Below are 22423 nucleotides of genomic sequence, written 5' to 3'. Positions count from 1 at the left end.
CGGGCGGACACCAGAAGGGACCAGCATGACCACGCAGATCGTGATCCTCGCAGCGGGGATGGGCAGCCGCCTCGGGCGCAGCCTGCCGAAGCCGCTGACCGAACTGAGCGACGGCCGCACCATCATGCAGCAGCAGTTCGACAACATCCGCGCCGCGTTCGGCTCGAGTGCCCGCGTGACGATCGTCGTCGGCTACAAGTCGGAGTACATCGTCGAGGCCTTCCCCGAGGCGAACTTCGTCTACAACGAGTCGTACGACTCCACGAACACCTCGAAGAGCCTCCTCCGTGCGCTCAAGGCCACGGGCAAGGGCGGCGTCCTCTGGATGAACGGCGACGTCGTGTTCGACCCGCGTGCGCTCGTGCGTGCCGCGGACATGATCGACGAGGACCGCTCGTTCGTCAGCGTCAACACCGACAAGGTCTCCGACGAAGAGGTCAAGTACACGGTCGACGCCGAGGGCTTCATCCACAAGCTGTCGAAGCAGGTCGTTGGCGGACTCGGCGAAGCGGTCGGCATCAACTACGTCTCGTCGAAGGACAAGCAGGCGCTCATCCGCCAGCTCGGCCGCGTCGACGACCAGGAGTACTTCGAGGGCGGCATCGAGGCGGCCATCGCCGAGGACGGGCTACTCTGGAGCCCGATCGACATCTCCGACCTGTACGCGGTCGAGATCGACTTCGCCGAGGACCTCGAGCGCGCGAACAACCTGTTCGCCTGAACCACCGTCAGGACCCCTCGGCGGTTCCGCCCGAAGGGAAACCGTGACCACAGCGAGTGCGCCGACCGCGCCCGCGGCTGCCGCACCTGCGGTGTCCCGGAGCGCCGGTCGGCGCTATCGTCATGCCCTCTGGCTCCTGACCGTCCGCGACCTCCGGGTCCGCTACTCGACGTCCGCGCTCGGGTACCTCTGGTCGATCCTCGACCCGCTCGTGATGTCGGCCATCTACTGGTTCGTGTTCACGCAGGTGTTCCATCGCGGCTCGGTCGGCGAAGAGCCGTACATCGTGTTCCTGCTCTCGGCCCTGCTCCCGTGGATGTGGTTCACCGGGGCTGTGTCCGACTCGACACGGGCGTTCATCAAGGAGACCAAGCTCATCCGCTCGACGACGATCCCGCGGAGCATCTGGGTCGCACGGGTCAACGCTTCGAAGGGCATCGAGTTCCTGCTCAGCCTCCCGGTGCTCGCGGTGTTCGCCATCGCCACCGGCGCACACGTGCACTGGGAGCTCGCGCTCTACCCGCTGGCGATCGTGCTGCAGTGCGCCCTCGTCTACGGCCTCGGACTGATCGTGGCGCCGCTGGTGGTGTTCTTCCGTGACCTCGAGCGCGCCGTGAAGCTCGTGCTCCGGTTCCTCTTCTACGCATCGCCCATCATCTACGGCACGCAGGCGCTCCCCGACAAGCTGCACGACCTGGCGGCGTTCAACCCGCTGAGCGGCATCTTCGGCATCTACCGGTCCGCGTTCTTCCCGTCGCAGCTCGACTGGTTCGAGGTGGCGGTGTCCGTCGTCGTCACGGTCGTCGTCGTCGCGATCGGGCTCGTCGTGTTCCGCCGCAGCGAGCACCGCGTCCTGAAGGAGCTGTGATGGCCGTCACCGAGCAGAGCGGCCTGACCGCGACCGTCGCTCCCGTGATCTCGGTGCGCGACGCCGGCATCCGGTTCAAGCGCAACCGCCGGGCGAGTCGCAGCTTCAAGGACCTCTTCGCCGGGAGCAACCGACGCAAACGCGCGGACGAGTTCTGGGCCCTCCGCGGGGTGACCTTCGACGTGCGTCCCGGCGAGGCGATCGGCGTCGTCGGACGGAACGGTCAGGGCAAGTCCACGCTCCTCAAGCTCGTGGCCCAGGTGATGCTGCCGGACGAGGGGCGCGTGCACGTCGGCGCCGGTGTCGCGCCGCTCATCGAGATCACCGGCGGGTTCGTCGGAGACCTCTCGGTCCGCGACAACGTGTACCTCACCGCCGGACTCCACGGCATGTCCCGCGCGGAGATCCGCGACGCCTTCGACGAGATCATCGAGTTCGCCGAGATCGGCGACTTCGTCGACACGCCCTACAAGCACCTGTCGAGCGGCATGAAGGTGCGCATCGCCTTCGCGGTGATCTCACGGCTCGACGAACCCGTCATCCTGGTGGACGAGGTCCTGGCGGTGGGGGACAAGGCGTTCCGCGAGAAGTGCTACAAGCGGATCGAGGAGCTCCTGGCCGGCGGACGCACGCTCTTCTTCGTCTCGCACAGCGACAAGGACCTCCGCCGGTTCTGCGACCGGGGGCTCTACCTCGACAAGGGGCGGCTGCAGCTCGACGGCACGATCGAGGAAGCCCTGCAGCGCTACTCGTCCGAGTACGGCGTCTGACGCCCGGACTCCCCGTCCACAACCCGGCTCCCTCGGACCGCCCTCCACAGCCGTCCGCCCCGCGGGCCGAACCGGCCACCGGACGTCAGACCCTCACCCTACGGTGACGTCCATGCACCACCCGACACCGGCCTACGCCGTCCCGTTCACGATCGACCGTTCCCTCGCCCCCCGCCGCTACGACCTGGTGAACACCGGAGACGAACCCGTCGACGGTCTCACCCTGACACACCTCGGCGACGGGTACTGCCCGCCGCTCGCCGTCCGACGACTGGAGCCCGGGCGATCACTCTCGATCGCGGTGTTCGGCGCCGACCCGGAGTCCACGGGCATCGTCGTCGTCCGCTGGCGCCGTCCCGACCGCTCCGAGTACCTGTGGCGGATGTCCCTCGTCGGTCATGCCCGTGCTGCCTGACCCGTCGAGCCGTGCACGCTCCGGCGGCTCAGGCCTCGCCGTGTGCGGCCGCGACCTCGCGCCAGCGGCTGAGCAGCCGTTCGACGGCGGCGTGCAACCGTGCCGTGGCCGTGCCCGGAGTGGTGTCACCGAAGTAGCGCTGCACCCAGTGCTGCAGCTTCGCGAGCTCCTCGGCGTCGTTCGCCGCGACGTCGATCCGTGCGACGACGTCCTGCGCGTCCGATGCCGCCAGCCAGTTCGCGTCGCCGAGGTAGCCTCGCTCGTCGACGTCCGCTTCGGGGGACACCGGCCGGGTCACGATGAGCGGCTTGCCGACGGCGAGCCGGTCGTAGATCATCGCGCTGATGTCGGTGATCGCGACGTCCGCGCCGGCGAGCTGCCAACCGAGTTCGGGGCCGTCGTCGTACACGTGGTGGGCGTTCGGGTCGGCGGCGTTCGCGCTCGCGATCGCCGCGACGATGCGCTCGTGCGCCGCCTTGTACGCGGCGTCCCGGATGCCGCTGCGCGGGTGCGGCCGGTACACGAGCCGGTGCGTCGGCGACGCGAGCACCCGATCGGCGATCGTGGTCCCGTGACTCGCGATCGACCCGTAGGCGGCGGCAGCCCGGTCCCCCTCCCACGTCGGCGCGTAGAGCACCACGGTGCGGTCGTCCGCCGGGTACGGCGTGGCCCCGGCGAAGTGGTCGGCCTGCGGTCGGCCGATCGCGATCGTCCGCGCGTCGAGGTCGTAGTCCCACAGCGCGTCGGACAGTCGCTCACGAGCGGCGTCACCAGCGATCAGGGCGTAGTCGTACGCCTTGAACTGGTTCGTCGTCATGTACATCTTGTCGCTCTCGCCGTGGTTGACGAACACGTGCCACATGCGCCCGTACCGCATCATCTGGAAGTTCCGGGCGTTCTGGTTGACGTAGAGGACGATCTTCGGCGCCTGCTCCTCGACGAAGCGCTCGAGGTCCACGACCTGCCGCGCGTAGACCGCGGGCACCGGGGATTCCTCGAGCAGCTTGAGCATGGTCCCGGGGCTGCGCGAGATGATCGCGACCGGGTGCGTGGCGGTGAGCTCGGCCAGCGGTGCGTACCACTGGCGCACCTGGTACATGTTCACCGGTCCGTCGGCGAAGTACACCGCGATCTCGATGCTGCCCGGTGCGGGGACGGGAGCGGACGGCAGCCGGCGTTCGAGGTCACGACGGCTCCGGCGCGACTTGAGCAGGCGCTCGGCGAGGCGCAGAGCGGTGCGTGCATCGCTGATGATCGGCATGGTCCCTCTTCCGGTGTCGACGGGCGGTTCGTGGTGGGCGGGTCAGACGACGGGCGGGCGTCCCGCGAGCGTCATGCGCCCGATCGTCAACCACCCCATGACGTGCACGGGGCCGCAGTCGGTGGACCAGCCTTCCCGGACGCCGTCGAACCAGGTGGCCAGGCGCCGCGGGTGCCGCCACCAGCGCGCGACCTGGATCGCTGCCCACGAGCCCACGTACAGCGGACGGAGCACCACCGGCAGGTTGCGCCGAGCGAGCCACACCCGGTTCCGGGCGTTCAGCCGGTAGTACTCCGCGTGGCGTGCCGGATCGATGGCGGGGTGGTGCGCGACGAGGTCTCCGGCGTACCAGGTCCGTCGGCCGGCGTCCCACACGCGCCAGGCGAGTTCGATGCCCTCGTGCGCGTAGAAGTACTCGGCGCCCCATCCCCCGGTGGCACGGTACACGTCCATCGGCAGCACGACAGCGCCTTCCCACACCGAGAAGACCGGCGACGAGTGGTCCGGCTCGCCCTTCCGGATCCGTGGGATCCAGCGTGTGGGGTTCGCGGCGCCCGTCGGGTCGACGACGCGGGGCTGCACGAGTCCGAGCGACGGGTCGCGTTCGAACAGTCCGATCGCGTCGCGCAGGAAGGTCTCGGAGGGCACCGACGCGTCGTCGTCGAGGAAGAACACGTAGTCGCCGTCGACGACCTCGGCACCGGCGTTCCGGCCGGCGGGGATCCCGACGTTCTCGGACAGGGCGAGCGCGCGGACGCCCTCCGGCAGCCCGGTCGGATCCCAGCCGTTGCCGACGCACACCACGTCGAGCTCGACGTCCCGCTGCGCGAGCACGCTCTCGAGTCCGCGGCGCAGGTCGTCGGGTCGGGTGCCCTGCGAGAGGCTCACGACCGCGACCCGGGGACGTTCCCGGTGCGGCACAGCGTGCCGACGAACGGTGCCCGGAGTCATCCGCGGACCCGCTTCGACGAGATGATCGCGACGAAGTGCCCGAAGGTCGCCAGCACCGCCAGGGGCAGCAGCACCCCGACGAGGATCCGGTCGGCCAGCGGATGACCGATGACGAGGGCGAGCAGCGCGAAGACGAACGCCAGGATGCTCAGCTCGACCGAGTGGTACAGGCGGTGGAAGGGCAGGAAGCGAGCGGCTCGGCGCAGGGTGGCGAGGCGCCTTCCGGACGGTGCGGTACCGGCGTCCCGACGGTCGACGAGCTTGTCGAGGCCGGCGTTGGCCCGCGCCACGTGCACCATGTCGTTCAGCGCCTTGTTGAGCACGATCACGAGCCCGAGCGCGCAACCGATCGTCGTCCACATCCAGTCCGCTCCGTGGATCGGCCACGTGGCGGCGCGGATGCCGAGCGCGACGGGGATGAGCCCCTCGGTCGTGTAGTGCCCCACCTTGTCGAGGAACACCCCGGCCGGCGACCGGGTGCCCCGCCACCGCGCAACTTCGCCGTCGCAGCAGTCGACGAGCATCTGCAGCTGCCCGAGCACGAGCGCGAGCGCCGCACCCCAGATCCCCGGGATGAGCAGGGCAGCGGCGACGCTCCACCCGACCAGGATCATCAGACCGGTCACCTGGTTCGCGCTCACTCGGGTCTTCAGGAGCACCCACGTCAGGTAGGGCGAGACGTCCCGCAGGTAGAGGGACGCCGTCCAGTGCTCGGCGTTCGCCCGCGCTCGGACCTCGTCCGGCTGGGCGACCGCGCGCAGCTCCGCGATCGAGGTGGGGCGGGCGTTCCCGCGGCCGGTCGTGTCATCGGTCAAGAGGTCAGGTCACCGTCCCGTGTGCGTGGTCAGCTCGGACGTCCGGGTGAGGAAGCCGATGATGAAGCCGAGCCCCCACCCGACGTGGATGCAGGGCAGCACCACGAGGAGCCAGAGCAGCGTCGGCAGCCCCGACCGCCGGGCGACCGCGACGGCCCCCAGCACGACGAAGACGATGTACACGGCGGGCACGACGAACCCGATCAGCGCCCACACTGCACCGGTCCCGAGCGCCGCACCGATGATCCCGACGACACCGGCGACGATGCCGAGCGCCATGGCCGCGACCATCGCCGGTGGGACGAAGTAGCGGAGACCGTTGTTGGCGGGGAACCGGCGAGCGAGCTCACCGCGCCACAACCCCGTCGCGACGAACTGCCGCACGAGGCGCTTCAGGCTCGGCCGCGGTCGGTACGTGACGACGAGCTCGGGCGTGAACCACACCGTGCCGCCGGTCTGTCGCAGTCGACGGTTGAGCTCCCAGTCCTGCCCCCGCTTGATGCCCTCGTCGAACAGGCCGACCTCGAACAGGCGATCGCGGCGGAACACCCCGAGGTAGGCGGTCTCGGCCGGCCCGGCCTCGCCACCGACGTGGTGCGGTGTGCCCCCCAGGCCAACCCGGCTGCCGTACGCCAGCGCGACGGCCCGCTCGAACGGCGTCCGGCCCTCCGCGTGCATGATCCCGCCGACGTTGTCCGCGCCCGACTCCTGCAGCACCCGCACCGCGATCCGCGTGTAGTCGACCGGCAGCACCGAGTGCGCGTCGACCCGGACCACGACGGGGTGCACCGATGCGCGGATCGCCACGTTGAGTCCGGCGGGCGTCGATCCGAGCGGGTTCTCGATCGCCCGGATGCGGGGATCGGCGGCGCTCATCTCGGCCACGAGTTCGTTCGTGCCGTCGATCGACGGCCCGAGCGCGAGGATGACCTCGAACGGGCCGGAGTAGTCCTGCTCCAGCAGACTCTGGACGGCGGCCCGGACCTCGGTGACCTCGTTGAGGACGGGCATCACGTACGAGACGCCCGGCAGGGGCTGTCCGTCTGTCTGCATGCGTACCTCGGGGTCCTGGCTGGGTGCACGGGACGCACCGCGGACGGCGCCGCCCCGCAGAGCGACCCCGAGCCTATCAAGGACGCGACCGGGAGACGGACTGGAGGCACGGTGCCAGCTGGCACCGTGCCTCCAGTCCGTCTCCGTCAGCCCTTGTAGGTGCCGAGCGTGACGTTCGCCTCGCGCGTCTCGCCACCGCGGATGTAGGTGATCGTCGTCTTCGCACCGCCCGCGAAGTAGCGGACCTGCGCCGTCAGGTCGGTCGCGTCGGAGACCGTCGCCGAACCGATCTTCGTGACCACGTCGCCCTTCTGCAGACCTGCCTTCGCCGCCGCGCCGCCGGACGACACCGACTTGATGAGGCCGCCCATCTGGGTGGCCTTGGCGTCCTCGGCGGCGTCGCCGACGGTCGCGCCGAGCAGACCGTGCGTCGCGGCGCCGTTGTCCTTGATCTCGTTCGCCACGCGCTTGACGAGGTTCGACGGGATCGAGAAGCCGACGCCGATGCTGCCCGACTGGCTCGTGGAGTCCGAGGAGCTGCTCGCGCTGGCGATGGCGACGTTGACGCCGATCAGCTTGCCCTTGGAGTCGAGCAGCGCGCCACCGGAGTTGCCCGGGTTGATCGACGCGTCGGTCTGGATGACCGGCAGCGAGACGGTGCTGTTCGCCGACGAGCTGCTGCCGTTGTCGCCGTTGCCCCAGAAGTCGAACGGACCGCCGCTCGAGCCGTTGCCGCCCTCGTTCGAGTCGCCGCCCTCGCTCGGAGCGCTCGACGTGACCTGGATGCTGCGGCTCAGGGTCGAGACGATGCCGTCCGTGACGGTGTTCGACAGGCCGAGCGGCGCACCGATCGCGACCGCGGTGTCACCGACGTTGAGGTCCGACGAGTCCGCGAAGGTGATCGGCTTCATGTCCGTGGCGTCGATCTTGATGACCGCGAGGTCCACCGTCGGGTCCGTGCCGACGAGCTTCGCCGGGTAGATCTTGCCGTCCGACGTGGTGACCGTGATCGTGCCGTTCGAGCTGTCGCCGTCGAGCGTCACCACGTGGGTGTTCGTGACGATGTAGCCGTCCTTGCTGAAAACGACGCCCGAACCGGTGCCGGCCTCGCTGCTCGACGAGACGTTGATCGTCACGACCGACGGCGTCGCCTGCGCAGCGACGGCGGTGACGACCGTCGCATTGTTGTAGTCGTTGACCGTCAGGTTGCCGCCGCCCTGCGAGGTGGAGGAACCGACGACGGTGCCGCCGTCCTGCGAGGAGCCGGCGAGCCAGCCCGCGCCGCCGCCGACCAGACCCGCGACGACGAGGCCGGCGATGAGCGGGAGGGCGAGTCGGCCGCGGCCGTCCTTCGTGCGGGTCGTGGTGCCCGCTGCTGCGGCTCCTGCACCTGCACCTGCGGCTGCGCCAGCGCCTGCGCCGAAGTAGTGGCCGTTGCGCTGGTTCGAGCCGTCGACGTCACCGAAGGCGCTCGTGGCGGACGAAGGAGCCTGGGCCGAAGCTGCAGCGGAGTACTCCGAGGCCGGCTGGGCGTACTCGCCGTAGCGGGGCTGTTGCCCGTACGCGGACTGCTGGCCGTAGCCGTACTGGCCGTACTGGTCCTGCCCGGATGGGGTCTGCTGCGGCTGCTGACCGTACTGGGTCTGCTGACCGTACTGGCTCGTCTGCCCCTGGTCGTTGCCGTAGGGCGTGCCGTGCTGACCGTAGCCGCCGGCCGGCTGCCCGTACTGCGCGCTCTGACCGTACTGGCTGGTCTGCGCCTGGCCGTACTGCGCCGCGTGGGACCCACTCGTGCCGACGTGCGTCGAGTCCGCCGCCCGCGGGTACGGCGCGGTGTAGCGGTCCGTGGGGTGGTCGGTCGACGCGGCGATGACGTCTGTCTCGTTCGCGGGAGCGGGATCGATCACGTCGGTGTGGTCCGGGTGATCCGCTCGCGCGTGGTTCGTGGGAGCGTCGCTCGGAGCGCTCGTGTGCTCGGAGTCGTTCGGCGAAGCGTCCTCGGATGCGGCCTGCGCGGCCGTGTCGTCCGGACGGATGTCGTCGCCCTGCCCGTTGGGCGTGGTGTCGGTCATGCTGGACGTGCTCCTTTCAAGCTCGTGCAGTCTGTCGCACCCACCTGGGCGGTGCTCCTGGTGACGCTGCGAGCCACCTATGGCGATCTTATGCGTGGGCTGTGCCACGGCTCCCGGGTGGGCGTTGGTCGGGCCGCTAGGTTGGGTTCCGTTCAGCGCCGCACGAGCCGTCGACACCTCGGAGGAAACCACATGCGTCAGGCAGGCCCCTGGTTGCGAGCGGCGGAGGGAGCGATGCTCCTGGGTCCGGACGGGGTCCCCGCCCCGACGGTGTTCGCCGAGATGAGCGCCCTCGCCACCGCCACCGGCGCCGTCAACCTCGGACAGGGATTCCCGGACGAGGACGGCCCCGCCGAGGTCCTCGAGGCCGCCGTCGCCGCGATCCGCCAGGGCGTGAACCAGTACCCGCCCGGCCGAGGGACCCCCGACCTCCGCGCAGCGATCAGTGAGCACCAGGCGCGGTGGTACGGACTCGACGTCGACCCCGACCGCCAGGTACTCGTCACCGCCGGCGCGACCGAAGCCCTCGCCGCCACGCTCCTCGCACTGGTCGAACCCGGTGACGAGGTGATCACGTTCGAGCCCTTCTACGACGCGTACGGCGCGCTCATCCGCCTCGCGGGCGGGATCCACGTCACCGTCCCCCTCACCGCGCCGGACTTCCTCCCCGACGAGGACACGCTGCGCGCGGCGTTCTCCGACCGCACCCGCGCCGTCCTCGTGAACACACCGCACAACCCCACCGGACGGGTGCTCCCCACCGAGGTGCTCAGCACGATCGTCGAACTCGCCGAGCAGTACGACGCGGTGGTCGTCACCGACGAGGTCTACGAGCACCTGACGTTCGACGTCCCGCACGTGCCGATCGCCACCCTCCCGGGAGCAGCGGGGCGCACCGTGACGATCTCGAGCGCTGGGAAGACCTTCAGCACCACGGGTTGGAAGATCGGCTGGCTCACGGCTCCTCCGGCACTCGTCGACGCGATCACCACGGTCAAGCAGTTCCTCACGTTCGTGAACGGCGCACCGTTCCAGCCCGCGGTGGCTGCCGGTCTGCGGCTGCCGGACAGCGTGTTCGCCGGCATCGCAGCGGAGCTCTCGTCGAAGCACGACCTGCTCGCCGCAGGGCTCCGTGCGGCGGGCTTCGAGGTGATGCGGCCCGACGGCGGGTACTTCGTGATCGCGGACGCCGCGGCGCTCGGCCACGACGACGCCCGCGACTTCTGTCTGCGGCTGCCCGAACTCGCCGGGGTCGTCGGGGTACCCGTGTCGGCGTTCGTCCGGCCCGACCACGCCGCCGGGTACCGCTCGCTCGTCCGGTTCGCCTTCTGCAAGCGACGCTCGGTGCTCGAGGACGCGGCCGCCCGCCTCGCCGGACTGACGCCCACCGCCTGACGCGCTGCTCCGACGCGAGCGGCGCGTCGATCCCCGAACGGGCGCGTCGGTTCCCGAGCGGGCGAAACACGGCCCGCCGCGCGCCTCTCCCCCGGACATTTCGCCCGCTCGGCCCCGCGCGGCTGGGCCACGGACGTTCCGCGACACGAACGGGCGGAATACGGCCCGCAGCGCGCCTCTCCCCCTCGCATTTCGCCCGCTCGGCCCCGCGCGGCACTGGCGCGGCCGAACATGGGCGTTCCCCGCCGCGAGCGGGCGGAATACGTCCCGCCTGGCGGCTTTCCCCCGCACATTTCGCCCACTCGGCGCCGCGCGGCCGGGCCACGGACGTTCCGCGACGCGAACGGGCGGAATACGGCCCACAGCGCGCCTCTCCCCCTCGCATTTCGCCCGCTCGGCGTCCGCGCGGCCGGGCCACGGACGTTCCGCGACGCGAACGGGCGGAATACGTCCCGCAGCGCGCCCCTCCCCCGCGCATTTCGCCCGCTCGGCGGAGGAACGGGTGAGCCGGGCGGGCGAGGAGCGACCGCGCGGGGTCAGGGGCGCGGGGCGACCTCGTAGCGGCGGAGTGCGAGCGACGGGTTCGTCCGGCGGACGGCGTCGGTCACCGCGGTGTCGATGGTCGCGACGATCATCCCCGGGACCGCCCCGGCAGCGACGACCGCGACACCGGAGGGATCGAGGACGACCGAGCCTCCGATGCCGATCGGCGGCGTCTGCCCCACGCCGACCACCCACACGGTGTTCTCGATCGCCCGGGCGGTCAGGAGCGTCCGCCAGTGGTGCTCCTTCCCGGGGCCACGGACCCATTCGGCGGGGAGCACGACGACGTCCGCTGCTCCGTGCTCGGGCGCCGCGAGACGGCGGGTGACCTCGGGGAAGCGCAGGTCGTAGCAGGTCTCGAGCCCGATCCGCACACCGTCGAGCTCGAACACCGGCAGCTGCCCGGGGTCGCCGGGGTCGATGCGGTCGGACTCCTTCGAGCCGAAAGCGTCGTACAGGTGCACCTTCCGGTACGCGACCGCGATCGATCCGTCGGGCAGGACCGCGACGAGGGTGTTCCGGAAGCGGTCCGCCTCGTCGGCGGTCTCGGCGACGCCGACGACGAGGGCGATCCCGACCTCGCGCGCGATGTCCAGCAGGCCGGTGACGAACGTGCCGTCGAGGCGCTGGGCGGCCGCCACGAACCGGTCATCGATGTCGGCCGTGAAGTACGAGGTGTACTCCGGCGTGACGAGGAGGTCGGCACCCCGGGCCGCCGCGTCGACCGCCGCCGCGCGGACGGTCTCGAGGTTGACGGCCGGGTCATCCACGGGTGCGAACTGCGCCGCGGCGATCGTGAGAGTGCCCATCCGCCGAGCGTACCGGCAGCCCGCGACCGAAGAAGGCCCCGGTCCGACTGGACCGGGGCCTTCTCTGTGACGCTTGGTTGCGGGGGCAGGATTTGAACCTACGACCTCTGGGTTATGAGCCCAGCGAGCTACCGAACTGCTCCACCCCGCGGCACGTTGAACAGCCTACACGGGGCGGTGGCGGGGCACAAATCGAGTGCCCCGCCACGGTGTGTCAGTTCCCGTCCTCAGCCTCGGTGGCGGCCTGGATCGCTTCCTGCAGGCGCTGATCGGCCTCCGCAGCGGCGACGAGGTCGTTGTCCGCGTAGGCGTCCTGGCGGTCCTGCAGCGCCTGCTTGGCGTCGTTCAGGGCCTTCTGCAGCGCTTCGTTGTCGACGGTGCCGCTCGACGAGCCCGAACCCGTGTCGGAGGAACCCGACCCGGAGCCCGAGTCCGAGGACCCCGACCCGGTGGACGAACCCGAGCCCGAACCCGACGCCGCGCCCTGGTCGCCCGCGGCCGCACCGGAGTCGCCGCCGAACAGGCTGTTGAGCGCTTCGTCGAGCGTGTCCTCGAACGCGATCTTGTCACCGAACGCCACGAGGACCTTCTGCAACAGCGGGTACGAACCGCTCGACGTCGACTGCACGTACACGGGCTGCACGTAGAGGAAGCCGCCGCCGACCGGCAGGGTGAGCAGGTTGCCCTGCTTCACGGTCGAGTTGCCCCGCTTCAGGATGTTCAGCTCCTGCGACACCGTGGTGTCCGAGTTGAACAGGTTCTGCACCTGCGCCGGCCCCGGGATGTTGTCCGTCTTCGGCATCGTCAACAGCGTGAGCTTGCCGTACCCGGACGCCTTCTTCCCCTTGCCGGCGCCCCCTGCGTCGGAGTCGACCGCCAGGTACCCGGTGAGCACGTTGCGGTTGTTCGACCCCGCGGACTGCTGGGGTATGTAGGTCGTGTACAGGGTGTAGGCGGTCCCCTGCCCCGGCACCTTCATCGTGAGGTAGTACGGGTCCTGCAGGTTCGCCCGGGTCGTCGTCGTGGTCGTCCCGAGCGCGTTCGTGCCGGTGTTCGTGGTGGTCGTCGTTCCGGACGTGTCGGACGAGTCGTTCGTCCCCGAGGTCGGTTCCTGCGGCGTGTTCCAGGCGTCGTCACCCGAGTAGAACGAGTTCGCGTTGGTCACGTGGTAGGTGCCGAGGATCGACCGCTGCACCTTGAACAGGTCCGTCGGGTAGCGGACGTGGTCGAGGAGTTCCGCGCTCATCGAGGACACCGGCTTCACCGCGGTCGGGAAGATCTTCTGCCAGGTCTTCAGCACCGGGTCCTTCGTGTCCCACGAGTACAGGGTCACCTTGCCGGTGTACGCGTCGACCGTGGCCTTCACCGAGTTGCGGATGTAGTTCACCTGGTCGGTCCGGTACGCCGAGGTCTCCGAACCGGCGATGCTGTCCGACAGGCTCTGGCTCTGCGAGTACGGGTACGCGTCACTCGTGGTGTACCCGTCGACGACCCACTGGATACGGTGGTCGACGATCGCCGGGTAGGCGTCGCTGTCGAGCGTCAGGTACGGCGCGACCTTCTGGACGCGGGTGATCGGGTCGCGGTCGTAGAGGATCTGCGAGTCCTTGTTCACCGCGTTCGACAGCAGGATCTGCTCCGACTGGAACTTCGCCGCGTACACGAGCCGGTTGAAGAAGTTCCCGAGGCTCGGTCCACCGTTGCCCGCGTACGTCGTCGTGGCGTTGCCGCCGTTGTCGTCGTCGGAGCCGGCCGGGTAGTCGAGCTCGACGTTCTTCGAGCCCTTCGGCGCGCCCACGATGGAGTAGGACGGGGAGGTCTCGCCGAAGTACACGCGCTGCTGGAAGTCGCCCAGTGCCCCGTTCGACGGGATGCCCGACTCGAGGAACACCGGCTTGCCGTCGCTCGCGCGCTGGTTGCCGTACGCCGCGGTGACGCCGTAGCCGTGCGTGTAGACGAATGCCCGGTTGTACGGGGTGTTCGCCTGGGCGCTCAGTCCGTCGAGGTCGATGTCGCGGACCGCGATGACCGTGTCCTCGGTCTCGCCCTTGACGTCGTATCGGTCGACGTCGAGCTCGTCGGGGAACTGGTAGTACTGCCGGTACTGCTGCAGCTGACTGAACGTGTCGGAGACGATCTTCGGGTCGATCAGGCGGATGTTCGCCGTCGTCTGCGCGTCCTGCGCGAGGGCGCCCGAGCTCGCCTCGGTGGTGGCGTCGTAGTTCCGCTCCTGGACGTCCGCGACGCCGTACGCGTCACGCGTCGCCTTGATGTTCCGCTCGATGTACGCGGACTCGAAGGTGCGCTCCGACGGCTTCACCTGCAGGCGCTGGACGATCCACGGGTAGATGCCGCCGATGACGATCGCCGCGACGAGCAGCAGCCCGGTACCGACGATCGAGATGCGCCAGCGGCCGATGACCGCCGTGACGATGAAGAGGATCGCGACGATCGCGGCGATGCCGGCCATGATCTCGCGACCGGGGATGACGGCGTTCACCTCGGTGTACTGCGCGCCGGTGATGAGCGAGTTCGACTTCGTCAGCGCGGCGTACTGGTCGAGCCAGAGGCTGACGGCCTGCAGGGCGATGTAGACGGCCGCCGTGACGGCGAGCTGGACGCGTGCGGCCCGGGAGATGCGGACCTCTCGCCCGCCGAAGCGCATGGCGCCGTACAGGTAGCAGGCCGCGAGCGCGGCGAGCCCGGCGATGAGCACGACGGCCGACGAGTACGCGACGATCGAGCGCCAGAACGGCAGTTCGAACACGTAGAAGCCGATGTCCAGCCCGAACTGCGGGTCGGTCTTGCCGAACGGCGTCCGGTTGAAGTACTCGAGCACCATGCTCCAGCGGCCCGCGGTCGACAGCCCGGCGAAGATGCCGAGGACGACCGGGATGCCGATCATGACGGCCCGGCGCAGCGGCTCGATGACCTGCTGGTAGCGGTCGAGCTGAGAGTTGAGCTTCGCGTAGACCGGTCGGAACCGGAACGCGATCGCGATGCTCACGTACACGGGCACCGCCATCCCGAGGAATCCGGCGAGGAACATCAGCGTCCCTGCGATCCACCGGGTGGTCAGGACCTGCTGGAAGCCGAGCTGCGCGAACCACGCGTAGTCCGTGTACAGGCTCGCGAAGATGAAGAAGCCGATCACCAGTGCGGCCAGCACGATGATCGTGACCACGATCGGGACCCGCGGCGAACGCCGCCCCGAGGTGGACGAGGTTGTCGTCACTTGATGTGCTCCAGACGTGTCGAACCGGCGGGCCCGGCGCGGCGGGCCGTCAGTGCATCGATCCTATGGTGCGGGAGCAGGTCTGAAACTGTACGGCGACTCAGGAACGCACCCCGCGCCTCCAGACGGTCGTCGAGACGGTCGCCGCGAGACGGACTGGAGGCGCGGCGCGCGTCGCGGGCGTCGGGTCCCGTCGCGACGCGCGAGCGTCGTCAGGAACCGCAGCGCGCGAGCTTCGCGGTGCTCTTGCCGGAGGCGATCGTCTGCAGGTCGGTGACCGCCTGGTCGAGCGTGGACACCTTGTAGACGTCGAGTCCGTCCGGCACGTGGCCGACGACCTCGTCGCAGTTGTCGGCGGGCGCGAGGAAGACCTTCGCGCCGGCGTCCTCGGCGCCGTAGAGCTTCTGGCGGATGCCGCCGATCGCCCCGACCTCGCCGTCGGCGCTGATCGTGCCGGTGCCGGCGACGTGCTTGCCGCCGTTGAGCTCGCCGGGCGTGATCTCGTCGATGATCCCGAGCGCGAACATCATGCCGGCCGAGGGGCCGCCGACGTCCCGCAGCTTGATGGAGACCGTGAAGGGGAAGTCGTACCGCTCGGTGACGCCGACGCCGATGAGCGCGGTTCCCTGCTGCTCGCGCGGGGTCAGCTGCACGGTCTTCTCGGTGCCGTCGCGCTCGACGCCGACCTTCGCGGGGTCGGAGGTGCCGTGCTTCGCGACGAGCTCCCGGAGCGACGTGGCGTCGGCGTTGGTCGTGAGTGCGGTGCCGTCGAACGACCGGATGACGTCGCCCTTCTCGATGACGCCGTCGGCCGCCGAGCCCTTCTGCACGGTGCCGACCTCGAGCTCGGTGGGCAGGTCGTAGCCCTGCTGGATGAGCGCGGCGGCGACGGCGGACTGCTGCGAGGCCTGCATGTCGGCCGTGTCCTGCTGGTTGACCTGGTCGGTGGTCACGCCCTCGGGGTAGATCGCCGACGCAGGGATCACCGCCTCGGAACGGGTGAACAGCGCGCGGATGACGCTCGTCCAGGACGGTCGTTTCGTGGCGTCGCCCTGGACGCCGACCGTGAGCATGTCGAGCGCACCGGCGGTCGGGTACGTCTCGTGCCCGTCGATCTGGATGAGCTTGACGTCCTTCGCGTCCTTGCCCGTCCCCTGCTTCTGCGTGCCGATGGTGTTGTACACCGGGCCGGGCACCTCGATGAGGTACGGGCTGGGCAGCAGGCTGGTGAGCAGCCCGAGCACGACGGCGCCGATCACAAACGCCCACCCGACGGTCCTCGAGCGCGGACGTCGACGGGGTTCGGGGGCGAAGAGGGTCACGCAGCGTCCTTCCACAATGGGCTGTTCGCCCTCGGCGCAGCGGTTCGGGCGTTCCCACGGGGGCGTCCCAGGCGCGGCCCCGTGAGCAGCGATTAGCGTAGTCGTCATGCCTGATGAACCGCAGCCGGGGCCGGACGACGACTTCCAGGAGATGCTCCGGAAGCTCCTCTCCGGCGAGGGCCAGATCGACCCGTCGCAGCTCGCCGGTGCCGCCGGTCTGCCGAACGACCCGGCCTTCGTCGCGAACCTGATGAGTCAGCTGCAGCGCGCCGCGCAGTCCGGTGGCGACGGCATCGACTTCTCCATCGCCTCCGAGCGCGCCACTGCGATCGCGCGGGAGGGCGGCCACCCGGTCGACCCGGCGACCTCGCAGGCCGCCGATCAGGCGTTCCAGGTCGCGGCGCTCTGGCTGGACGAGGCCACCTCGGTCACCGAGCTCACCGCGACCCCGAGCCTCTACACCCGCGAGCAGTGGGCGAAGGCGACGACCCCGGTGTGGGCGCAGATCGCCGAGCCCGTGGCGCTGAGCATCTCGAACGCCCTCACCGAGGCGATCGAGCAGCGTGCTCCGGAGCAGCTCAAGGCGATGCTCGGCGACGTCTCGAAGGCCATGCGCGGCGTCGGCGGAGCCCTCTTCGCGATCCAGCTCGGCCAGGTCGTCGGGCAGCTCTCGAAGGAGGTCGTGTCCGGGGGCGACGTCGGCGTGCCCCTCCTCGACGAGCAGGTCGCGGCGCTCCTGCCGCAGAACGTGTCCGAGTTCGCCGAGGGCCTCGACGTCCCCGAGGACGAGGTCCGCATCTACCTCGCGGTCCGCGAGCTCGCGCACGCCCGGCTCTTCCGTTCGGCTCGGTGGCTCCGACTGCACATCATCTCGTCGATCACCGACTACGCGCGGGGCATCCACATCCCGTTCGACCGGGTCGAGGAACTCGCGTCGGAGATCGACCCGACGAACCAGGAGCAGCTCCGCGACGCACTGGCGTCCGGTGCGCTCATCCCGCCGCGCACGGAGGAGCAGGAGGCGGCGCTCGCCCGCCTCGAGACGATGCTCGCGCTCGTGGAGGGCTGGGTCGACACGGTCACGGCGGCGGCGACGGCGCGGCTGCCGAAGTCCGGCGCGATCGCCGAGATGGTCCGCCGCCGTCGTGCGGCGGGCGGACCGGCCGAGTCCGCGTTCGCGACGCTCGTCGGCCTGGAACTACGCCCGCGTCGTCTCCGCGAGGCCGCAGCGATGTGGCAGCGGGTCACCGACGAGCTCGGGACCGAGCAGCGGGACGCCCTCTGGTCGCACTTCGACGCCGTGCCCACGTCGGAGGACATCGACGCACCGGACGCGTTCGTCGCCCGGCTGCGGAACCCCGGCGCCTCCGCCGAGGACGACGAGTTCGACCGGGCGCTCGAGGACCTGCTGAACGACGCCACCGGCGACCGTCCGCGCGAGGACGAGTCGGGGCACGTCGACGAGAACCCGGGCGACGGCGCCGACGACGACTCCGAGGGTCCCGAGGACCCGGACACCCGGCCCCGCTGAGTTCTCCACAGATCGGCTGACGCTCCCCCACGCAGGCGCTCCGTCCGCCAGCGTGGGGGCATGGGCATCCGCATCGACCCGACCCTCGAGTTCGTCTGGCGCGACCCGACCACCGTCCAGCTCGGGGTCGACCCGCCGCGCGCCGTCGTCCCCGTCCCGACCACGGGTGAGGAACGGTTCCTGTGTGCGCTGCGTCGCGAGACCGGGCGCGAAGCACTGTCCGGCCTGGCCGCGGCGACCGGCTGCCCGCCCGGCGTCGCGGCACGGCTGCTCGGAGCCGCTTCGCCCGCCGTCGTCGACGTCCTGCCGGAACCGCTCGCGCGCGTCGAGGTGCACGGGACCGGTTCCCTGCCCGACGCCGTCACCGACCTGCTGTCCGGAGAGGGAGTGACGGTCGCCCGGACCTCAGCACCCCGCGGTGGCCCGGTCGCCATGCCGGCGCAGGACCCACGGCTCGCGGTCGTGGTCGCCGACCACGTCGTCGACCCGGCGCTCCGTGCCGCCTGGACGCGACGAGGGGTGCCGCACCTGGCGGTGGTCGTCGGTGACGGACGGGTGCGCGTCGGGCCGTTCGTGGTCCCGGGTGCCGGGCCGTGCCTCCAGTGCCTCGAGTACGCGCGCGTCGACGACGACCCGGCGTGGCCGGCGATCGCCGCACAGGTGTGGGGCCGCCCCGCGGCACCGCTGTCGCCGTACCGGATCGCGGCGATCGCCGCAGCGGCCGTCCGGATGCTCCTCGAACGGCTGCCGCTCGTCACGCAACGACCGCAGGACGAGCAGCTGGTCTTCGAACGCGACGACCTGTCGGTCACGCGGCGGCCGGTGGTGTTCCATCCGCGCTGCGCGTGTCGAGCGCTGCCAGGAACCGACTCGCCACCCGGCCTCCCCCACGCGTGGAACCCTGTTGCGACCACGTGACGGTGACCGATCGCCGCGCACGGGTCAGGCCGACGTAGAACAGGCGGCGTTCCTCGTCGATCGCCGCCTCGGTGGTCGCGTACGAGATCGGCAGCAGCCCCTCCGCGGCGCCGATCACCACGACGTGCGGCCATTCGAGGCCCTTCGACGAGTGCAGCGTGGCGAGGGTCACGGCGTCGAGCTCGGGCTCGTGGTGGGTCGCGGCACGGTCGACGAGGTCCTGGGTGAACTGCTGCATGGTCGTGCCGGCCGGCGCGTCCTCGGCGAGCCCCATGATCGCCTGCAGCGCCTCCCACTGCTCGCGGACCGCGCCCGTCCCCTCCGGCGGGGTGGGCGTCCAGCCGCTGACCTGGAGCACGAGTCCGACGCGGCGGGTGAGCTCGTCGTCGGTCTGCCGGACGGCTTCGCCGCGCATGTGGTGCACGGCGAGCTTGACCTCGGGACGGTCGAAGAACCGGGTGCCGCCCTGCACGCGGTACGGGATCCCCGCACGGCCGAGCGCGGACTCGATCGCCGCGGCCTGGGCGCCGAGCCGGTAGAGCACCGCGCACTCGCCGTGGGCAGCACCGCCGACGACGAGCTCGGCGATCCGACGGGCGACGGTCTGCGCCTCGTCACCGTCGTGGACGCACGACAGGACCTCGGGCTCCGGGCCGGACTCGGTGGTCTGCGCGACGAGGTCGAGCGCCCCCGGCTGCCCGCGCATGAGGGCGTTCGCGGCGTGCACGACCTGGGGCGTGGAGCGGTAGTTCCGCTCGAGCCGCAGGACCGATCCGCGCGGGAACTCGGAGCCGAAGCCGAGCAGGTACCGGCTCGACGCCCCCGCGAACGAGTAGATGGTCTGACTGGCGTCCCCGACGACGCAGACGTCGTCCCGGCCGCCGAGCCATGCCCGGAGCAGGTCGTGCTGCACGGGCGAGACGTCCTGGTACTCGTCGACGACGAAGAACCGGTACTGCTGCCGGACGTACGACGCCACGCGGGGTTCGGACTCCACCATGCCGAGGGTGGCGAGCAGGACGTCCTCGAAGTCGAGCTGGCGGCGGTCGTCCTTGAGCTGCTCGTAGGCGCGCATGAGGTCGAGCACGCGGCGCGGCGGGGTGTCGCGCGGCATCACCCGCTCGGCGGCCGCTGCCTCGTACTCCTCGTACGAGAGCATCTGGACCTTGCGCCACTCGACCTCGGCGGCCAGGTCGCGGAGCGTCGGCGTGTCCACCTGCATGCCGACCGAGTCCGCGGCGTGCGCGATCATCCGCCCCTTCGACTCGACGATGCGCGGAGCATGGCCGCCGACGGTGTCCGGCCAGAAGTAGCTGAGCTGCGCCATCGCCGCCGCGTGGAAGGTCCGTGCCTGCACCGTGCCGGCGCCGAGCGAGCGGAGACGCGACCGGAGCTCACCGGCCGCCCGCGTGGTGAAGGTCAGGGCGAGGACGTGGTTCGGTGCGTAGGTGCCGGTCGCGACTCCGTAGGCGATGCGGTGCGTGATCGCGCGGGTCTTGCCGGTGCCGGCACCGGCGAGGACGGCCACGGGGCCGAGCAGCGTGCGGGCGACGGTGCGCTGCTCGGCGTCGAGGGCGGCGAGCAGCTCGTCCGGCGACGGCGGACGAACGGCGGGCGCCCCGGCGGCGTTGCCGGCGCCGGCGCAGCCCGCCCCTGCGGGTCCTGTCCCGGCGGTGCGGTTCACGGCAGGTCCAGCGGGCCGCCGTACCACTCCTCGATGATGGCGCGGGCGATCGACGTCCGGCCCGGCAGGAGCAGGGTGTCACCGGCACGCTCCCCGATCTCCTCACGGGAGAACCAGCGCACGTCGAGGATCTCCACGCCGTCGGGTCGGGCGGTCGACGGGTCGCCGTCCGCCGCACGCGCACGGAAGCCGACCATGAGGGACGCCGGGAACGGCCACGGCTGCGACCCGAGGTACTCGGGTTCCTCGACGCGGACGCCCGATTCCTCCCAGACCTCGCGGCGGACGGCGTCCTCGAGCGACTCCCCGGGTTCGACGAAGCCCGCGAGCAGCGAGTACCGGTTCGCATCCCACGCCGCGTTCGAGCCGAGCAGGATGCGGTCGTCGGCGTCCGTCACACCGACGATGATCGCCGCGTCGGTGCGCGGGAAGTGCTCGTGCCCCTCGGGGTCGCGGCGCACCCACCCTCCGGTCACGACGTCGGTCGCGGACCCGGTCCGGGGCGAGAACCCGTGCACGGCGTGCCAGTTCGCCATCGCCACGGCCTCGACCGCCAGGCCCTGGTCGCGGGGCGAGAGCTCGGTGCCGAACATCCGCAGGCTCTCCCACGCGTCGTCGGCCGGCTCGATCGCAGCAGCGGTCGCGGCATCGACGAAGGCCGCCACGAACCGGGTGCCGGCGGGGGCGTCGGGCGCGTCGGAGACCGCCCGGCCGAGGTACAGCGTGACGGTCCCCTCGGGCACGGCGTCCGCGCTCACGAACCGGAGTGTGCCGTCGGCGCTCCGCAGCATCTCGGACCCGCGGACCGGCAGGTACCTGGTCGACCGGTCGTCCCGCAGCACCCGCTCGAGGTCGGCCGTCGTGCGGAACTCCGCGTCGCGGTCGAGGTCGTTGCGGGAGAGGGGCAACCGGGCGGCGAACTCGACGGTCACGGCAGGGGGCTCCTCGGTCGGATCGGGTCTGGGTGCAGGACGCCCGGGCTGCCGCGGGCCAGCGTGGCGCACGCTCGACCACCGGCGGCGGACCTACCCTGAGGGCATGGCGGGATCCCAGTTCACTCTAGCCGCGTTGGCGACGACGGCCGTCTCCGGCCTCGTCGTCACGGGCACGCGCACGCTCGGCTCGGCCGCGTCCGGGGACTACGAGTCGGCCGTCCTCCGCGACGCCGACGGCACGGAGACGGCGATCCGCCGTCCGCGGAACCAGCGGGCGGAAGCCCGGCAGTCCGCCGACCTCGTCGCGATCCGGGCGCTGAGCGCCGGGATCCGCACGCGCCTCCCGTTCGGCGTGGCCGAGTACCGCGGACAGGCGCCCATCGGGTCGACCCGCGCCATCGTCACCACCTACCTGCCGGGCTCGCACCCGACCCTGAAGGCACTCGTCGAGCGACCCGAGCTCGCGACGAGCGTCGGCCGCGCGGTCGCCGCGATCCACCAGCTGCCGACGAGCTTCGTCACCGACGCCGGTCTGCCGTCGCTCACGCCGTTCGAGGTGCTGCGCTCGGCCGTCTCCGTGATGGACCGCGCCGTCGCCACGAAGCTCGTGCCGGCCGCGCTCAAGGAACGGTGGGAGGGCGCCGCGCGCGACCAGCAGCTCTGGCAGTTCACGCCGACCGTCGTGCACGGCTCGCTCGGCACCGGGACGATCCTGGTCGAGGGCGACGCGGTCTCGGGTGTCATCGACTGGGGCGAGCTGCGGCTCGGTGACCCGGCGAAGGACCTCGCCTGGGTGCTCGCGGGCCGGAAGGACGCCTTCGACACCGTCCTCAGCGCCTACGAGGCGAACGGCGGCGGCCGGGATCGGCAGCTCGCGCAGCGCGCCCGCGTCCATCACGAGCTCGAGACCGCGCAGTGGCTCCTGCACGGGGTGCAGGCGAAGAGCACCGAGGTCGTCGACGACGCGGTCGCGATGATGCACCGGCTGGTCGACGCGGTGCAGACGCCGAGCGCGGCGCCGCTGCAGTCGGTGTCGCCGGAGACGATGGAGATCGGCGAGGTCGAGCAGCTGCTGTCGTCGACCGAGCGCCGGCACGGCTGAGCGCTCGCGTCGCGGTCGTCGGG

Annotated in this window: 18 protein-coding genes and 1 tRNA gene; 8 read left to right on the top strand and 11 right to left on the bottom strand. The window is 71.0% G+C overall.

Translation table 11 applies throughout. The features are described from left to right. Nucleotides 1-25 precede the first annotated feature (25 nt). The 4 genes from HP507_RS11700 to HP507_RS11685 all read left to right on the top strand — a co-directional run bounded on the left by HP507_RS11700 (nt 26) and on the right by HP507_RS11685 (nt 2774). On the top strand, nt 26-721 hold the full coding sequence (locus HP507_RS11700; protein ID WP_070416669.1) for a phosphocholine cytidylyltransferase family protein: 696 nt from the start codon (nt 26-28) through the stop codon (nt 719-721). Between the two features lie 43 nt (nt 722-764). Beyond that, a complete protein-coding gene (locus HP507_RS11695; RefSeq protein ID WP_175351956.1) occupies nt 765-1589 on the top strand; it encodes an ABC transporter permease in 825 nt (274 codons plus the stop codon). After that, entirely contained in the window at nt 1589-2359 is a 771-nt protein-coding gene (locus HP507_RS11690; protein ID WP_175351955.1) for an ABC transporter ATP-binding protein, read from the top strand. The genes HP507_RS11695 and HP507_RS11690 overlap by 1 nt, the downstream gene beginning before the upstream one ends. A gap of 112 nt (nt 2360-2471) precedes the next feature. After that, a complete protein-coding gene (locus HP507_RS11685) occupies nt 2472-2774 on the top strand; it encodes a hypothetical protein (protein WP_175351954.1) in 303 nt (100 codons plus the stop codon). A 28-nt stretch (nt 2775-2802) separates the two neighbouring features. On the opposite strand, the gene HP507_RS11680 is transcribed toward HP507_RS11685, so the two are convergent. The 5 genes from HP507_RS11680 to HP507_RS17605 all read right to left on the bottom strand — a co-directional run bounded on the left by HP507_RS11680 (nt 2803) and on the right by HP507_RS17605 (nt 8926). Beyond that, nucleotides 2803-4035, bottom strand: coding sequence for a CDP-glycerol glycerophosphotransferase family protein (locus tag HP507_RS11680; RefSeq protein ID WP_175351953.1), 1233 nt, complete (start codon nt 4033-4035; stop codon nt 2803-2805). Nucleotides 4036-4077: 42 nt separating this feature from the next. Continuing rightward, the gene (locus tag HP507_RS11675; RefSeq protein ID WP_175351952.1) at nt 4078-4986 is read right to left on the bottom strand and encodes a glycosyltransferase family 2 protein; all 909 of its coding nucleotides are present in this window, start codon (nt 4984-4986) and stop codon (nt 4078-4080) included. After that, nucleotides 4983-5801 (bottom strand): CDP-alcohol phosphatidyltransferase family protein, encoded by an 819-nt coding sequence (locus HP507_RS11670; protein ID WP_175351951.1) that lies wholly within the window; start codon nt 5799-5801, stop codon nt 4983-4985. Before HP507_RS11670 ends, HP507_RS11675 begins: the two co-directional genes overlap by 4 nt. 9 nt (nt 5802-5810) lie before the next feature. Continuing rightward, entirely contained in the window at nt 5811-6854 is a 1044-nt protein-coding gene (locus HP507_RS11665; RefSeq protein WP_175351950.1) for a glycosyltransferase family 2 protein, read from the bottom strand. Between the two features lie 146 nt (nt 6855-7000). Beyond that, entirely contained in the window at nt 7001-8926 is a 1926-nt protein-coding gene (locus HP507_RS17605; protein ID WP_217508719.1) for a S1C family serine protease, read from the bottom strand. Between the two features lie 192 nt (nt 8927-9118). Between HP507_RS17605 and HP507_RS11655 the strand changes: the two genes are divergently transcribed. Then, the gene (locus HP507_RS11655) at nt 9119-10321 is read left to right on the top strand and encodes an aminotransferase class I/II-fold pyridoxal phosphate-dependent enzyme (RefSeq protein WP_175351949.1); all 1203 of its coding nucleotides are present in this window, start codon (nt 9119-9121) and stop codon (nt 10319-10321) included. 536 nt (nt 10322-10857) lie between these two features. On the opposite strand, the gene HP507_RS11650 is transcribed toward HP507_RS11655, so the two are convergent. From HP507_RS11650 to HP507_RS18425, 4 genes are all read right to left on the bottom strand, one after another. Next, nucleotides 10858-11673: a carbon-nitrogen hydrolase family protein gene (locus HP507_RS11650; protein ID WP_175351948.1), complete on the bottom strand. Its 816-nt coding sequence runs from the start codon at nt 11671-11673 to the stop codon at nt 10858-10860. A 74-nt stretch (nt 11674-11747) separates the two neighbouring features. Continuing rightward, nucleotides 11748-11824: transfer RNA gene (locus HP507_RS11645), tRNA-Met, on the bottom strand. Between the two features lie 63 nt (nt 11825-11887). Further along, nucleotides 11888-14857: a UPF0182 family membrane protein gene (locus HP507_RS11640; RefSeq protein WP_175352006.1), complete on the bottom strand. Its 2970-nt coding sequence runs from the start codon at nt 14855-14857 to the stop codon at nt 11888-11890. Between the two features lie 263 nt (nt 14858-15120). Beyond that, a complete protein-coding gene (locus HP507_RS18425) occupies nt 15121-16230 on the bottom strand; it encodes a YlbL family protein (protein ID WP_338085237.1) in 1110 nt (369 codons plus the stop codon). Nucleotides 16231-16336: 106 nt separating this feature from the next. Here HP507_RS18425 and HP507_RS11630 point away from each other — a divergent pair, with 106 nt between their 5' ends. Beyond that, entirely contained in the window at nt 16337-17761 is a 1425-nt protein-coding gene (locus tag HP507_RS11630; protein ID WP_175351946.1) for a zinc-dependent metalloprotease, read from the top strand. Nucleotides 17762-17821: 60 nt separating this feature from the next. Then, on the top strand, nt 17822-18679 hold the full coding sequence (locus HP507_RS11625; RefSeq protein WP_175351945.1) for a TOMM precursor leader peptide-binding protein: 858 nt from the start codon (nt 17822-17824) through the stop codon (nt 18677-18679). On the opposite strand, the gene HP507_RS11620 is transcribed toward HP507_RS11625, so the two are convergent. Beyond that, nucleotides 18570-20363 carry an ATP-dependent helicase gene (locus tag HP507_RS11620; RefSeq protein ID WP_175351944.1) on the bottom strand — a complete coding sequence of 598 codons (1794 nt, stop codon included), beginning with the start codon at nt 20361-20363 and terminating at the stop codon, nt 18570-18572. The genes HP507_RS11625 and HP507_RS11620 overlap by 110 nt on opposite strands. Further along, entirely contained in the window at nt 20360-21295 is a 936-nt protein-coding gene (nudC, locus tag HP507_RS11615) for an NAD(+) diphosphatase (protein WP_175351943.1), read from the bottom strand. Before nudC ends, HP507_RS11620 begins: the two co-directional genes overlap by 4 nt. Nucleotides 21296-21401: 106 nt before the next feature. On the opposite strand from nudC, the gene HP507_RS11610 reads away from it, so the two are divergent. Further along, the gene (locus HP507_RS11610; RefSeq protein WP_175351942.1) at nt 21402-22400 is read left to right on the top strand and encodes a phosphotransferase; all 999 of its coding nucleotides are present in this window, start codon (nt 21402-21404) and stop codon (nt 22398-22400) included. The last annotated feature ends 23 nt before the right edge of the window (nt 22401-22423 follow it).

Source organism: Curtobacterium pusillum (assembly GCF_013359865.1).
GTDB classification, from domain to species: domain Bacteria; phylum Actinomycetota; class Actinomycetes; order Actinomycetales; family Microbacteriaceae; genus Curtobacterium; species Curtobacterium pusillum.
This window is presented reverse-complemented; position numbering and strand designations above follow the sequence as displayed.